12 protein-coding genes and 2 tRNA genes are annotated in these 14768 nt (G+C 67.8%); 4 read left to right on the plus strand and 10 right to left on the minus strand.

The genetic code is table 11. The annotated features are described in order from the left end of the window. Positions 1–69: 69 nt before the first annotated feature. From OR37_RS12310 to OR37_RS12325, 4 genes are all read right to left on the minus strand, one after another. Positions 70–2925, minus strand: a complete 2856-nt coding sequence (locus OR37_RS12310; RefSeq protein ID WP_004620221.1) for a valine--tRNA ligase — start codon at positions 2923–2925, stop codon at positions 70–72. 126 nt (positions 2926–3051) lie between these two features. Beyond that, the gene (popZ, locus tag OR37_RS12315) at positions 3052–3591 is read right to left on the minus strand and encodes a pole-organizing protein PopZ (protein WP_035017348.1); all 540 of its coding nucleotides are present in this window, start codon (positions 3589–3591) and stop codon (positions 3052–3054) included. Between the two features lie 130 nt (positions 3592–3721). Further along, positions 3722–5170, minus strand: a complete 1449-nt coding sequence (locus OR37_RS12320; RefSeq protein WP_081612934.1) for a TolC family outer membrane protein — start codon at positions 5168–5170, stop codon at positions 3722–3724. A gap of 142 nt (positions 5171–5312) precedes the next feature. Continuing rightward, entirely contained in the window at positions 5313–5885 is a 573-nt protein-coding gene (locus OR37_RS12325) for a protein-L-isoaspartate O-methyltransferase family protein (RefSeq protein ID WP_004620228.1), read from the minus strand. Between the two features lie 295 nt (positions 5886–6180). Here OR37_RS12325 and OR37_RS12330 point away from each other — a divergent pair, with 295 nt between their 5' ends. The 3 genes from OR37_RS12330 to OR37_RS12340 all read left to right on the plus strand — a co-directional run bounded on the left by OR37_RS12330 (position 6181) and on the right by OR37_RS12340 (position 9720). Continuing rightward, positions 6181–6366, plus strand: coding sequence for a hypothetical protein (locus OR37_RS12330; RefSeq protein WP_004620231.1), 186 nt, complete (start codon positions 6181–6183; stop codon positions 6364–6366). A gap of 99 nt (positions 6367–6465) precedes the next feature. After that, on the plus strand, positions 6466–7539 hold the full coding sequence (locus OR37_RS12335) for a glycosyltransferase family 4 protein (protein WP_004620234.1): 1074 nt from the start codon (positions 6466–6468) through the stop codon (positions 7537–7539). 18 nt (positions 7540–7557) lie between these two features. Further along, on the plus strand, positions 7558–9720 hold the full coding sequence (locus OR37_RS12340; RefSeq protein ID WP_004620235.1) for an amylo-alpha-1,6-glucosidase: 2163 nt from the start codon (positions 7558–7560) through the stop codon (positions 9718–9720). A 28-nt stretch (positions 9721–9748) separates the two neighbouring features. Here the strand turns inward: OR37_RS12340 and OR37_RS12345 are convergent. The 3 genes from OR37_RS12345 to OR37_RS12355 form a co-directional block, all read right to left on the minus strand. Beyond that, positions 9749–9823: transfer RNA gene (locus OR37_RS12345), tRNA-Asn, on the minus strand. Positions 9824–9970: 147 nt separating this feature from the next. Beyond that, a tRNA-Asn gene (locus tag OR37_RS12350) sits at positions 9971–10045 on the minus strand. A 214-nt stretch (positions 10046–10259) separates the two neighbouring features. After that, positions 10260–10964 (minus strand): glutathione S-transferase N-terminal domain-containing protein, encoded by a 705-nt coding sequence (locus tag OR37_RS12355; protein ID WP_004620237.1) that lies wholly within the window; start codon positions 10962–10964, stop codon positions 10260–10262. Positions 10965–11136: 172 nt separating this feature from the next. Here OR37_RS12355 and OR37_RS12360 point away from each other — a divergent pair, with 172 nt between their 5' ends. Continuing rightward, a complete protein-coding gene (locus OR37_RS12360) occupies positions 11137–11553 on the plus strand; it encodes a hypothetical protein (protein ID WP_004620240.1) in 417 nt (138 codons plus the stop codon). 6 nt (positions 11554–11559) lie between these two features. Here the strand turns inward: OR37_RS12360 and OR37_RS12365 are convergent, their stop codons facing one another. The 3 genes from OR37_RS12365 to OR37_RS12375 form a co-directional block, all read right to left on the minus strand. After that, a complete protein-coding gene (locus OR37_RS12365; protein WP_004620242.1) occupies positions 11560–11997 on the minus strand; it encodes a VOC family protein in 438 nt (145 codons plus the stop codon). A 64-nt stretch (positions 11998–12061) separates the two neighbouring features. Next, positions 12062–13924, minus strand: coding sequence for an ABCB family ABC transporter ATP-binding protein/permease (locus OR37_RS12370; RefSeq protein WP_004620245.1), 1863 nt, complete (start codon positions 13922–13924; stop codon positions 12062–12064). Next, the gene (locus tag OR37_RS12375) at positions 13921–14727 is read right to left on the minus strand and encodes a hypothetical protein (protein ID WP_004620247.1); all 807 of its coding nucleotides are present in this window, start codon (positions 14725–14727) and stop codon (positions 13921–13923) included. The genes OR37_RS12370 and OR37_RS12375 overlap by 4 nt, the downstream gene beginning before the upstream one ends. Between the last annotated feature and the right edge of the window lie 41 nt (positions 14728–14768).

The following is a 14768-nucleotide window of genomic DNA, read 5'->3' on the forward strand; positions in this document are numbered from 1 at the left end:
TTCGCCCGCGCGGCAGGCAGAGGGGTCCCGCGCACAAGGCGCGGGATGACGGCCGTGCCTTGGAAGTCCCTACCCCACCGACTCCAGTCGGCTGAGCGCGGCTTCCAGCTTGGCCTTGGCGGCCTCGGCTTCGGCGAGGCGCTCGCGGTTTTCCTCGACGACCTCCTCCTTGGCGCGGGCCAGGAAGTCGGGGTTGCCGAGCTTCTTGTTGACCTTGTCGATCTCGCCGGCGTGACCGGCGATTTCCTTGGTCAGACGCGCCTTCTCGGCCGCCAGGTCGATGAAGTCGGCGATGGCCAGGGCGCCGGTCGCCTCGCCCATCACGATCGGGACCGAGCCGGCCGGCGCGGCCTCGGCCTCGCGGGCGCTGTCGAGGCGCGCCAGGGTCAGCAGCAGGTCGCGGTGACGGGCCAGGCGAGCCTTGGTCTCCGGACCGGCGCCGACGACGCTGAGCGCCGGCTTGGCCGACGGCGGCACGTTCATTTCGGCGCGGATCGAGCGGATCTCGCCCACCGTCTCGACCAGCCAGCCGATCTCGGCCTCGGCCTCGGCGTCGATCCATTCGGCCGGCAGCTCAGGCCACTTCGCCGAGATCAGCAGGGTGTCGCGCGCCGGGCCGACGAACTCGGCGGTCTTGCCCCACAGCTCCTCGGTGATGAACGGCATCACCGGGTGCAAGAGCTTCAGGATCACGTCCAGCGCCCAGGCGGCGGTGGCGCGGGTCTCGGCCTTGGCGGCGGCGTCATCGCCGTTCAGGATCGGCTTGGCCAGCTCCAGGTACCAGTCGCAGAACACGTTCCAGACGAAGCGATAGAGCGCGCCGGCCGCCTCGTCGAACGCCGGGGCCTCCAGGGCCTGGGTGACCTCGGCCACGGTCTTGACCGTCTCGCCGCGGATCCACTTGTTGATCGGCTGCTGGACGGTCGCCGGATCGAAGCCCTCGACGCGGACGCACTCGTTCATCTGCGCGAAGCGCGAGGCGTTCCACAGCTTGGTGCCGAAGTTGCGATAGCCCTCGATGCGCTGCTTGGAGAGCTTGATGTCGCGCGCCTGGCCCGACATCGCCGTCAGGGTGAAGCGCACCGCGTCGCAGCCCAGCTCGTCGATCAGGATCAGCGGATCCATCACGTTGCCCTTGGACTTGCTCATCTTGGCGCCCTTCTCGTCACGGACGAGGGCGTTGATGAACACCTGCTTGAACGGCGCTTCGCCCATGAAGTGGATGCCCATCATCATCATCCGGGCGACCCAGAAGAAGATGATGTCGAAGCCCGTCACCAGGGTGCTGGTCGGGTAGAACTTAGCGAGGTCGGCGGTCTTCTCGGGCCAGCCCAGGGTCGAGAACGGCCAAAGCGCCGAGCTGAACCAGGTGTCGAGGACGTCTTCGTCGCGCCAGATTGGGATAGGCCCGCCGTGATTCCAGAACCGATCCAGAAGCTTCATGAAATCGGCAGAATCCGGCTTACCAGCCAGTACATCGATATCGTGGCGCTCCATCCGGAGCGCATGGTAGTGATCGTATGCTAGCTGACGCGCCTCATCTTCCGTCTCTGCGACGAAAATTTCAAACTCGTTAGGCGAAGCGCGATTAGCCGCTCCATCAAACTTTGGCCCAAACCAAGCTGGGATCCGGTGGCCCCACCAGAGCTGGCGCGAAACGCACCAGGGCTCGATGTTGCGCAGCCATTCGAAGTAGGTCTTTTCCCAGTGCTTGGGCTCGAAGACCGTCTCGCCGCTCTCGACGGCCTTCAGGGCCGGCTGGGCCAGGGTCTTGGCGTCGACGTACCACTGGTCGGTCAGGAAGGGCTCGATGACCACGCCCGAACGGTCGCCGTGCGGGACCATGTGCTTGGTCTTCTCGATTTCCTTCAGCCAACCCTCTTCCTCGGCGCGGGCGACGATGGCCTTCCGCGCGACGAAGCGGTCCATGCCGACATATTCAGCCGGGACGGCGCCATTGAGCTTGGCCTCGACGGTCAGGATATTGATGACCTCCAGACCCGCGCGCTTGCCGACTTGGAAGTCGTTGAAGTCGTGGGCCGGGGTGATCTTCACCGCGCCCGAGCCCTTGGTCGGGTCGGCGTAGTCGTCGGCGACGATCGGGATGCGGCGGCCGACGATCGGCAGGGTCACGAACTTGCCGACCAGGCCCTTGTAGCGCTCGTCGTCGGGATGAACCGCGACGCCGGTGTCGCCCAGCATCGTCTCGGGACGCGTGGTCGCCACGACGATGTAGTCGCGGGTCTCATACTCGGTCGGCTTGCCCTCGTCGTCGAAGGCGATCGGGTGCTGGTAGGTGACGCCGTCGGCCAGCGGATAGGCGAAGTGCCAATAGGCGCCGTCGACCTCCTTCTGCTCGACCTCGAGATCAGAGATGGCGGTCTGGAACTGCGGGTCCCAGTTGACCAGCCGCTTGTCGCGATAAAGCAGGCCCTGCTTGTAGAGCTGGACGAACACCTTGCGGACGGCGGCCGACAGGCCCTCGTCCAGGGTGAAGCGCTCGCGCGACCAGTCGCACGACGCCCCAAGCCGGCGCAGCTGGTTGGTGATGGCCCCGCCGCTTTCGGCCTTCCATTCCCAGACCTTGTCGACGAAGGCTTCGCGGCCCATGTCGCGGCGGCCGATGTTGCCCTGGGCGGCGAGCTGGCGCTCGACGACCATCTGGGTGGCGATGCCCGCGTGGTCGGTGCCCGGCAGCCAGAGGGCGGCCTTGCCGCGCATCCGGTGGAAGCGGGTCAAGACGTCCTGCAGCGTGTTGTTCAGCGCGTGGCCGATATGCAGCGAGCCCGTCACGTTCGGCGGCGGGATGACGATGACGAACGGCTCGGCGTTCGGGTCCTCGCTGGGCTTGAAGGCCCCGGAGGCCTCCCAGGCGGCGTACAGGCGGGGTTCGACGGATTTGGGATCGAAGGTTTTTTCGAGCATGGCGGAGCGGATATGCCATCTGCGGCCCAGTCGGGAAACCGGCGGGCCTGGGTTTTCTGACGGATTCTGAAACGAAAAAGGCGGCCGCCACGGCGACCGCCTCGATTTCTCGGGTCTTTCGGAAGACTAGACGCCGCGACCGCGCGAAATGCGGTGGACTTCTTCCTCGACCTTGGTCTCGACGATGCGCGGCAGGTTCTGGTCCAGCCACTCCTTGAGCAGCGGGCGCAGCAGCTCGCGTACGACATCTTCCAGGGTGCGGCCGTCCTTGGGCATCAGCAGGGCCGAGCTCAGGCTGCCGAAGGCCGACGCCGCCGCCGAGGCGGCGTGATCGCCGACCAGCTTGTCGGCGATGTCGTCATGATTGAACACCGGCGCGGGCGCGGCGGGGGGCGGCGTGTGGACGGGGGCCGGCTCCGGCGGCGAATAGACGTCGAGGTCGCCGACGGTTTCCAGCGGCGGGTGCTCGGGCTCCGGCTCGGGCTCCGGCGAGATCGGGTCCGTCAGTTCGAGAACATCATCCTCGACATGCTCCGGCTCGGGCGGCGGAGGCGGCGGCGCGGCCTCGGCGGCAGGCTCCGCGGGCGCGTCATCCTCCGAGATGATGCGCCGGATGGAGGCGAGGATTTCCTCCATCGTAGGTTCTTGAGAGCTCTGATCGGACATGTGCGAGGCCGTCGTAAAGAGGTACGAATCCTTGCGCGCCTTGGGGCGCGCTTAGCCGGGATGGTGCAGACTTGAGCGTCTTAAGCAAGCTCAAGGATTCGTTGTGGGCTGAATCGACGCGGCGCGAGGCCTACTTTGGCGCGACTTTGGACCCCGTCGAGGGCGCGCCGACCTTGTCGATCGCCTCGACGATCGGCTCCCACGGCGTCCAGCCGACGCCATGCGTGACACGATCATACGAGACCTTGGGGTCGTAGGTCTTGGTGTCGGCCGCCAGCTTGCCGACGTCCAGCTGGCCCATGGCCTGCAGCACGACGGCGCTGGCCACGTACTCGTCGCGACGGGCGCCGACCAGCGCGACCTCGGCGTTCGATAGTTCCAGCTGAGCATTCAGCACGTCCAGGGTGGTGCGCAGACCGACCTGCTGCTCCTGACGCACGCCTTCGAAGGCGATGCGCGTGGCGCGGACCTGCTCCTGGTTCGACACCAGATTGGCGCGCGACGCCAGCAGGTTGCTCCAGGCGTTGGAGACCTGCTGGATGGCGGTGCGCTTGGCGCTTTCGGTCGCGCCGCGCGCGACATTCTCGCGCTCGGTGGCGGCGCGCACCTGAGAGGTCGTCAGACCGCCGGTGAAGATCGGGATCGACGCGGTCACCGCGCCAGTGACCGCGTGGTTGTAGTCGTCGAACTGGCTGCCGACGCCGGCGGCGCGCTGCGCCGCATAGCCCAGCGAGGCGCTGGCCGAGACCGTCGGACGATAACCGGCCTTGGCCACGGCGACGCGCGCGGCGGCGGCCTGCTCGGCGTATTGCGCGGCGGTGACGCTGGGATTGCGCGACTGGGCCGCCTCGAACGCCTGGTCCACCGCCCCGGGCAGCAGCCCGGCCAGCGACGGCTCGGGGGCTAGGTCGCCAGGGCTTTGGCCGACAACGGCGGCATAGGCCGCGCGGCTGACCTCCAGCTGGGCCTGGGCCGAGGACAGACCGGCCCGAGCGGCCGCCAGGCGCGCCTGCGACTGGGCCACGTCGGTGCGGGTGATCTCGCCCACGTCGAAGCGGGCGTTCGACTCATCCAACTGACGGGTCAGGACCGCCACGTTTTCCTTGGCGATGCGCAGGCGCTCCTGGTCGCGGCGGACATCGACATAGGCCTGGACGACATTGGCCAGCACGCCCTGCTCGACGGCGCGAAGGCTCTCGCGCGCCGACAGCACGTCGGCCTCGGCGGCGGTCAGGTTGGCGCTGGCGCGACCGCCCGTGTAAAGCGGCTGCGAGATCGACAGGGTCGCGCTGCTGCTCGAGGCCTTGAGATCGGGACCGACGGGCTGCCCGGTGTTCGAACCGGCCACCTGCAACTGACCGCCCACGGTGGGCCGGAAGCCCGTCCTGGCCTGAACGACGTTTTCGTCGGTGATGCGCGTGCTGGCGCGCTGCTGCTGCAGGGTCGGGTTGGTCTGATAGGCCAGCGCGATGGCGTCAGCCAGGGTCTCGGCGTGCGCGGCGCCGACCGCGCCCACCATGAGGCCCGCGCTGCAAACGGCGGCCAGCCACCCGGCCCGTCGACGGTTCGACATCAAAATTCTATCCCCAATCGCGCGACGCGCGCGCGCCACAATATGAGGGCGTGTAATTCCGACCGCCAGCCGCCGCTAGTTAAGCTTTTTTCACGCGCACGTTGCGGCGTCTGCGGCGGGGGGTAACCCGCGCGGGCGCCGCCCGCACTCAGAAGCTGAAGCTGGGCTCGACCTCGAAGCCGGCCAGGATCGGCGGCGAGGCGTCGAAGTCGAGACGACGGCCCACGCCGTCCTCGGCGCGGAGATAGATGACGGCGCGGCCCACCGGACCCGTGCGCTCGACCACGCCCAGCCGGCCGCCGACCGCGAGGGCGTCCCGCCAGCTCTTCGGCGCGGCGGCGACCGCGCCTTCGCAGATGATGACGTCGAAGGTCCCGGCCGGCGCGGTCTTCAGATCGTCCCCCTCCAGGCGAGTGACCGCCAGGCCCATCTTTTCCAGCACGGCGGCGGCGTAGGGCGCGGCGATGGCCAGGGCCTTCTCGCCTTCGCGCGGCTTCAGAGCCTGCAGCAGCTTGCCCACTTCGCGCGGACGAAGCAGCCAGCGCCCCGGGGCGTACTCGATATCGGCGTCGGCATAGGCCAGATAGGCCTTCGAAGGCGGCACGACGGTCTCGCGCGCCACCACCCGCAACGCGTCCTGCAACGGCAGGTCGGTGACGTCGGCGGTGCGAATTTGGCTCTCGACCATGTTCAGCCGCGCGGCGGCGAAGTCGGTGCTCATGGAATCCCTCGAAGGACTGGACTTTCGAGGAGGCTTATAGGTCCGGGCTTGACCGAAACGCAATGCGATCCCAAGCCGCGCGGGCGCCGTTCCCATGTCGCGACGGCCTAAAAAGCGACATCAACTCCAGCCATCCGGTCGCGAGCGTTCAAAAGTTCAGCGGATATTCCCTTCCCAAGAACCGTCACCGAACGTTGATTGAACGACTTTCGTCTCTGGGTATACAACAATCCGGGCGGGTAAGACCGCCCCAGGGGGGAAGCATTTCAATATTGTGGCTTCGTGGGGAAATGCCATGTCCAACGCGCCCTTGGTGCTCGCGCTCGCGATCATTGCGCTTGTGCTGATTTATCTGTCGCCGCATTTCGACGATGCTCTTCGCAAGGCCTATGGCCGTTGGCGTCGCCGACAGCGCGAAGCGCGGGAAGAGCGCGAGCGTCGAGAACGCCTGGAGCGTCGTCAGCGCGAGTCGCCGCAATAAGGCGGCAAAAAGGCGGTCGGCGGAACCATTTGCCGTCGGCGGAACTGTTGTCGAGCGGACCAGCGCCGCGTTCCAGTTCCTCCGTGCAAGGTCCGTCTCATGAAGATCGCCCAGGTCACTCCCCTCTACGAGGCTGTTCCCCCGCGCCTCTACGGCGGCACCGAACGGGTCGTGGCGCACCTGACCGACGCCCTCGTCGACCTGGGCCATGAGGTCACGCTCTTCGCCAGCGCGGACGCCCAGACCAAGGCCCGTCTGGTCGCCACTCGCGATCAGGCCATTCGCCTGGACCCCGCCCCCCTGAAATCGGATCTCGCCGCCCATCTCGCCCAGATCGCCGAGGTCCGCGCCCTCGCCGACAGCTTCGACGTCATCCACTTTCACACCGACATGGTGCAGTTTCCGTTCTTCGCCGACCGCGCCGAGCGGACCCTGACGACCCTGCACGGGCGTCTGGACCTGAAGGATCTGCCCGCGGTCTACAAGCGCTGGCCGCAGTTCCCGCTGGTCTCGATCAGCGACGACCAGCGCCGCCCCCTGCCGTTCGCCAACTGGGCCGGTACGGTCCACCACGGCATGAACGCCGATCTCTACCACTTCAGCCCGAAGAGCGACGGCTACCTGGCCTTCCTGGGGCGTATCTCGCCCGAGAAGCGGCCCGACCGTGCGATCATGCTGGCCAAGCGCCTGGGCCGGAAGCTGAAGATCGCCGCCAAGGTCGACCCGGCCGACCGATCCTATTTCGAGGACAAGATCGCCCCGATGATCCTGGGCGATCCGCTGATCGAGTTCATCGGCGAGATCGGCGACCACCAAAAGTCCGCCTTCCTGGGCGGGGCCGACGCCCTGCTGTTCCCGATCGACTGGCCGGAGCCTTTCGGACTGGTGATGATCGAGGCCATGGCCTGCGGCACGCCGGTCGTGGCCTATGCCTGCGGTTCGGTGCCCGAGGTGATCGATCCCGGCGTCACGGGGTTCATCGTTCGCGACGACGACGAGGCCGCCGACGCCATCCTCCGCGTCGACGGTCTGGATCGAAAACGCGTTCGTCTGCGTTTCGAGGAACGGTTCTCGTCCGAGGCGATGGCTCGGCGGTACGTGGCGCTGTACGAACGACTGTGCGGCGGTCACGCCGTCTATCCCTCCCTCGTCGAGTTGGCGCAAAGCGCCTGACGACATGAAGGAGGGGTCATGGAGACTCTCGCGCCGGCGCTGGAAGCTCCGGTCGACTACGGCGTGACGGCGGAGGTTCGCGCGCCACAGAATCTCTACGCCCTCAAGGACAAGGACACGTTCATCGTCGCCGATCAGTTCGGCGACATCGCCGGCCTAGGCGATGGACTGTTCCACAACGACACCCGGATATTGTCGTTGTTTCGCCTGACGCTGGGCGGCCGCGCGCCATCCCTGCTGTCGGCGGCCGTGGCGCACGACAACGTCTTCTTCACCTGTAATGGCGCCAACCAGGCCCTGCCCTACCCCGGCGGTCCGATGGGGCCGCCGGGCGTGCTGCATATCGAGCGCAAGCGCTTCTTGTGGGGCGAGCGGCTGTTCGAGCGGATTCGCTGCGTCAACTACAGTCGCGACACCGTCCTGCTGCCCCTGACCCTCGAGTTCGACGCCGACTTCAAGGACATGTTCGAGGTGCGCGGCGCGCATCGCCCCCGACGCGGCGTGAAGGGCCCGCCGCATATCGACGGTCGACGGGTGGCCTACAGCTATATCGGCCTGGATGGCGTGGAGCGCTCCTCGTACATCGCCTTCTCGGACGCGCCATATCGCCTGGGCCCGTACAAGGCCGAGTTCATGTTCACCCTGCAGGCCGAGGGCGAGACGGACCTTTATCTGGAGATCGGCGTGGTCGACGGCCACATGCCCAGCCGCGAGCGCTTTCGCGACGCGGCCGCGCGCGCGCGCTGGGACATGCGCTCGCGCCGACGGCACGGAGCGCGTCTGAACAGTTCCGGACGCCTGTTCAACGAGTGGCTGGGCAAGTCCCGCTCGGATCTGGCCCTGCTGACCACGCGGATGGAGACCGGACCTTATCCCTATGCCGGCATCCCCTGGTTCTCGACCGCCTTCGGGCGCGACGCCATCATCACCGCCTGGCAGATTCTCTGGTTCGAGCCGTCTTTGGCCAAGGGCGTTCTGCGCTACCTCGCCGCGCACCAAGCCCTCGAGCGCTCCAGCTTCCGCGACAGCGCGCCCGGCAAGATCATGCACGAGACCCGCAAGGGCGAGATGCCGGCGCTGGGCGAGGTGCCGTTCGGCCGCTACTATGGCGGGGTCGACACCACGCCGCTGTTCGTGGCCCTGGCCGGCGCCTATCAGGCCCGCACCGGCGACAACGCGCTGATCGACGCGCTGTGGCCAGCCCTGCTGCGCGCCATGCATTGGATCGAGCACGACGGCGACAGCGACGGCGATGGCCTGATCGACTACGCGCGCGGTCAGGACAGCGGGCTGTCCAACCAAGGCTGGAAAGATAGCGAGGACTCGGTGTTCCACGCCGACGGTCGCTACCCGTCCGGCCCCATCGCCCTGGTCGAGGTGCAGGGCTACGCCTTCGCCGCCTATCGCGAGATGGCCCGTCTGGCCGAGCGGCGGGGCGAGACCGGCCAGGCGTCGCTATGGCGCCAGAAGGCCGCCGCCCTGCGCGAAAAGGTGGAACGGCGCTTTTGGATGGACGAGCGCGGCTATTACGGCATCGCCATCGACGGCCAGGGGCGGCTCTGCCGGGTGTTGTCGTCCAATCCGGGCCATCTGCTGTTCTGCGGCCTGCCCTCGCCCGATCGCGCCCGCAAGGTCACCGACCAGCTGCTGTCGACCGCCTTCAACTCGGGCTGGGGGCTAAGGACCCTGGCGGCCGGCGAGGCGCGCTTCAATCCGATCAGCTATCACAACGGTTCGGTATGGCCGCACGATACGGCGCTGTGCGTCATGGGCCTGTCTCGCTACGGCGAGCGCGACGGCGTGGTGAAGCTGACCTCGGCCCTGTTCGAGACCGCCAGCCGGATGGGGATGCGCCTGCCGGAGCTGTTCTGCGGCTTTCCCCGCTCGGCCGGCGAACCTCCGGTGGCCTATCCGGTGGCCTGCCTGCCCCAGGCCTGGGCGGCCGGATCGGTGTTCATGATGTTGCAAGCCTGTCTCGGCATCACGATCGACGCCAATCGCGGCGAGATCATCCTGGTCGATCCGCGCCTGCCCATCGGCATCGACCGGCTGAAGGTCGAGCGCCTGCGCGTTGGCTCCGAGATGGTCGACCTGACCTTCGAGCGCCAGGGCGATCGCGTTTCGGTTCACGCGGACGGCGGCGCGCCGCTGACGATCCGGTCGAAGCCGTCGTGGGATTGATGTGGAAAGCCCCCGCTCGGCGGGGGAGTGGCTCCGCGGGTAGGATTCGAACCTACGACCAGCCGGTTAACAGCCGGCTGCTCTACCACTGAGCTACCGCGGAACAGGTCGCTCTCAAGAGAGGCCGCGTGATAGCGACCGCTTCGAGTCGATGCAAGCCATGAAGATCGGGTTTCGCGAAACGCGACGACGCGGGCTCTCAGCCCGACCAAGTCGCTGCTTTTTTGGAAAGCTCCTGCGAGAGGAGGAGTGGCTCCGCGGGTAGGATTCGAACCTACGACCAGCCGGTTAACAGCCGGCTGCTCTACCACTGAGCTACCGCGGAACAGGTCGCTCTCAGAAGAGGCCGCGTGATAGCCGCCTCGCCGCGCCGATGCAAGCGCCTAATTTCGAAAAAACAGCCCGACCTCGCGGCCGGGCTGGCAAAGTCAGTGATGGTGGGTGCCTTCAAAGAAGACACCTGAAAATCGGCCCGTTATGGTTAATGAGATCCTAATTTTCGTCATCTCGGCCAAAAGGTCGCGGGCGCCCCGAGCCCCTCACGGACGCGCGGGACTGTTGACGCCGCGCTGCACCGCCGGCCGCGCCAAGCCCGCTTCCAACCAGCGCGGCACATGCTTCAGCGCGCCATAGTCGACCAGGTCGCCAGCCTCGTAGAAGCCCACCAGATTCCTCACCCAGCCCAGGGTGGCGATGTCGGCGATGGTGTAGTCGTCGCCCATGATCCAGGTTCGCGACGCCAGACGCTCCTCCAGCACGCCCAGCAGGCGCTTGCTTTCGGCGGCGTAGCGGTCGCGGGGACGCTTGTCCTCGTAGTCCTTGCCCGCGAACCTGTGGAAGAAGCCCAGCTGGCCAAACATCGGGCCGATGGCGGCCATCTGGAAGAAGACCCACTGCAGGGTCTCATAGCGCGCCGCCGGATCGGTCGGCAGGAAGCGGCCGGTCTTTTCGGCCAGATAGACAAGGATCGCGCCGGACTCGAACAGACCCAGCGGCTGGCCGCCGGGACCATCGGGATCGATGATCGCCGGGATCTTGCCGTTCGGATTCAGCGACAGAAATTCTGGACCCCACGTCTCGTTCTTGCCTATGTCGATCAGGTGCGGCTCGTAAGGAAGACCCGTCTCCTCCAGCATGATCGAGACCTTCACCCCGTTGGGCGTCGGCAGCGAATAGAGCTGGATGCGGTCGGGATGCTGGGCGGGCCAGCGCTTGGTGATCGGAAAGGCGGCTAGATCCGTCATGCGATAGGCCCTCTTGAACAGAAAACGCGCCCCGCATTTGGCAAGCCGCCCTCTGCTTTTCCAGAGGCGCGTCGAGCCCAAAGCGAGGACGAGAAGCCCCGTCCCCTTTGACCCGAGCGCGAACATCGCTATCCGAAAGATGGATAAGATGCCGGGGGGCTAGGAATTCATCATGACGACCGCGAATGACCATTGGCCGGCCACGCTGCAGCGCGTGGTCGCGACGCTGGATTTCGAACTCGCGAACAAGGACCCGGCCAAGCCCGAGATCCGCGGCAAGACCAGGGGCGACACCGGGCAGTTGCCCGCCCTGGTCAGTCTGGCCGTCAAGGCCGCGCTCGAACTGGACAAGCGGGTCGGGTCCTCGGACAGCGAGGCGCCGGTCGATCGCAAGGCCATACTAGCCCGCATGGATCTTGTCCGCGCCCTGAGCGCCGCCACGCGCGATAGCGCGCAAGGCATGTTCGTGCCTGGCTACGCCACCGCCTATCGGATGGAACTGGCCCGTATCCTATGGACCGGCATAGCTGACGCCCCGCGTCGCCGGCTGGAAGAGCTGGCCGGGGTCAACGCCACGCCGGGGGGTTAAGGCAGGCTACCAGGCGCCGACATTGGGCATCGAGGCCCAGGGCTCGGCCGGCTCCAGGCTGCCGTCCTGCAGCAACTCGACCGAAATGCCGTCCGGCGAGCGCACGAACGCCATATGGCCGTCTCGCGGCGGGCGATTGATCGTCACACCCATGTCCGCCAGCCGCTGGCAAGTCTCGTAGATGTTGTCGACCCGATAGGCCAGGTGACCAAAATTGCGCCCGCCCTGGTACTCTTCGTCGTCCCAGTTGTAGGTCAGCTCGACCAGCGGGGCCTTGCGTTCCTTGGCGGCCTCCAGGTCCTCCGGCGCGGCGAGGAAAACCAGGGTGAAGCGCCCCTTCTCGTTCTCCATGCGATACGCTTCGCGGAGCCCCAGGCCGTCGCAATAGAACCGCAGAGAGGCGTCTAGATCGCGGACGCGGACCATGGTGTGCAGATAGCGCAAGGCGGAACTCCCTGGGTGGCGGTCGTGTCCGGTATAGCCCCCGGCTCGCGACAAGAAAAACACTCTAGACGGGCTCGCGCTCCCGCGTCTGACGACGCCAGAGGGCCGCGTATTCGCCGCCGGCCTGAAGCAGGGCTTCGTGTCGCCCCCGCTCGACCACCCTGCCCCGGCGCAGCACCACGATCTCGTCGGCGTCGGCGATGGTCGAAAGGCGGTGCGCCACGACCAGCGTCGTTCGCCCCGCCCGGGCCTTGCGCAAGGTCGCCTGGATGGCCGCCTCGGTGCGCCCGTCCAGCGCGCTGGTGGCCTCGTCCAGGATCAGCACGCGCGGCTGGGCCAGCAGGGCTCGGGCGATGCCGACCCGCTGACGCTCCCCGCCCGACAGCTTCAGGCCGCGTTCGCCGACCTTGGTCGCCATGCCGTCGGGCAGGTTGCGGATAAAGTCGCCCAGTTCAGCGGCTTCGGCCGCCGCCCACACCTCGGCCTCGCCGGCGTCCGGGCGTGCGAAAGCGATATTGGCGGCCAGGGTGTCGTTGAACAGAGCCACGTCCTGCGGAACCAGGGCGATGGCCTGGCGCAGCGAGGCCTGCTTGAGGTCGCGCAGATCGTGACCGTCCAGCGTCACCCGGCCGGCCTGGGGGTCGATCATCCGCAAGGCCAGACGCACCAGCGTGGTCTTGCCCGCGCCCGAGGGGCCGACAATGGCCACCGTGGTCCCCGGCGCGACGGTCAAGGAGACGTCCGATAGACCTTCCGATCGCGCGTCGTGGCGGAAAGAGACGTTATCGAAGGCCACCGCGCCGCCGCGCTGGTCGGCGCGGGGCGGCAAGTCGCGCGCGTCCGGCGCGTCGGCCACATCGGCGGTCTGGCGACGCAGGTCCAGCATCGCCTCCATGTCGATCAGCGACTGGCGGATCTCGCGATAGGCGAAGCCGAGGATGTTCAGCGGCGCATAGAGGTTGATCAGGATCAGAACGGCGGCGGTGACGTCGCCCGGACCGATCTTGCCGGCGGCGGCCTCGGCGCCCGCCAGCACCGCCATGCCGCCCAGCCCCAGGCTCATCACCGCCGACTGGATCAGGTTCAGAAGGTTCAGCGAATTGGTCGCCTTGATCTGCGCCTCGCCATAACGGTCCAACGCGCCGGCATAGCCGCCGACGGCGCGCGCCTCGCCGCCGAACGACTTGACGGTCTCGTAGTTCAGCAAGGCGTCGACCGCCCGCCCGGCCGCCTCGGCGTCGGCCTCGTTCAGGGCGCGACGGTGACCGATGCGCCAGTCCGAGATGGCGAAGGTCAGATAGCCGTAAAGCGCCACCGTCCCCATCGCCACGGCCGCGAACCGCCAGTCATAGGCCTTGGCCAGCACGACGGCCGCCATGATCAGTTCGACGCCCGTGGGGGCCAGGTTGAACACCAGGCTGCGCAGCAGAAAGTCCATCGACCGCGCGCCGCGATCGATCACCCGCGACAGCGAGCCGGTGCGCTTGGACTGGTGGAAGTCCATCGACAGGGACAGGGCGTGCGAAAAGGTCTCGACCGCCGCGCGGTTCTGCGCGGCCTGGGCCACCGGCGTGAAGATGGTGTCGCGCGCTTGGGGAGCGGCCGCGGCGACGAAGCGCACGAAGGCCCAGCCCGCCGCCAAGCCGGCGAAGGCCCAGGTCACCCCTACGGTCGCGCCATGGCCGGCGGACAGATGATTGACCGCCTTACCCAGCATCAGCGGCGCCAGAACGCCCAACGCCTTGCCCGACAGGGTCAGGACAAGGGCGACGGTCACGCGCCAGCGCAGACCAGGCGCCCGCGAGCGCGCCACCAGCCGGACGAGATCGCCCATCGCGGCCCAGAACCTGACCGGCTGGTCAGCCGCCGCGATGGCGCCGGGCGTGGCGGCGCGGCTGGCGGAGGGCGGCCCGCCCAAGCCCCTCATCGTCCGTCACCGATCAGCAGCGTGGTCTGGACGCCGCCGCCGGGCGTCAACCAGTCGACGCGCCAGCCCGTCGGCGTGCGCTCCGAGCGGACTGGGCCGGCCGTCAGGGGCGCGGGCGACGACACGACGACGCTCACCGCGTCCTCGCCCCCCTCGCCGCCGATCTGGACGTCATGCGCGCCGGGCGCCAGCTGATCGCGCAGCGAGATGTAGAAACGGCCCTGATCGTCGGCGCGCCCGCCGCCCCGCGTCGTGCGATCGACGCGGACATTGAGCCCCGCCCCCGGCGCCGCCACGCCGGAAACCACCGCCCCGCCCTCGCGATCGACGTCGACCGCCAGGATCTTCGGCGAGGATGACCCGGCCACCAAGCGATAGGCGCCCGCCCCCGCCCGCAGTTGGGCGACGTCGCCGTCCTCCGAGACCATCATGTAGCCCTCGGCCTGGACGGTTCTGCCCGCGTGGGTCTCCGAAAGACCAAACAGGCGCACGCCCGGCCGGATGGGCAGGGTCAGGCTCCAATGGCCGGCGGGATCGGCGTTGGTCTTGACGGTCTCGCCGGTCGGCGCGCGCAGCCGCACCTCGGCCTTGGGCGTGGCCTGGCCCGAGAGGGCGACCTGACCGGACGCGCGGCCGACGCTCTCGACCGTGGGCGGCGCCAGATAGCCGGCCTCGGCGCTGTCGGGCTTGCTGTGCTCCTCGGGCGTCACCGGCGCGCCGTCGCCGCAGGCGGCCAGCATCGCCGCCGCGAGTCCCATGGCGACGATCGGCGACTTGAAAGCCTGGAACCGAATCCTGATCATGCGGCCTCAAATAGGAAACTGGCGGGCGGCGCGCATCCTCG

This window comes from Caulobacter vibrioides OR37 (genome assembly GCF_000372645.1).
Classification (GTDB): Bacteria; Pseudomonadota; Alphaproteobacteria; order Caulobacterales; family Caulobacteraceae; genus Caulobacter; species Caulobacter vibrioides_E.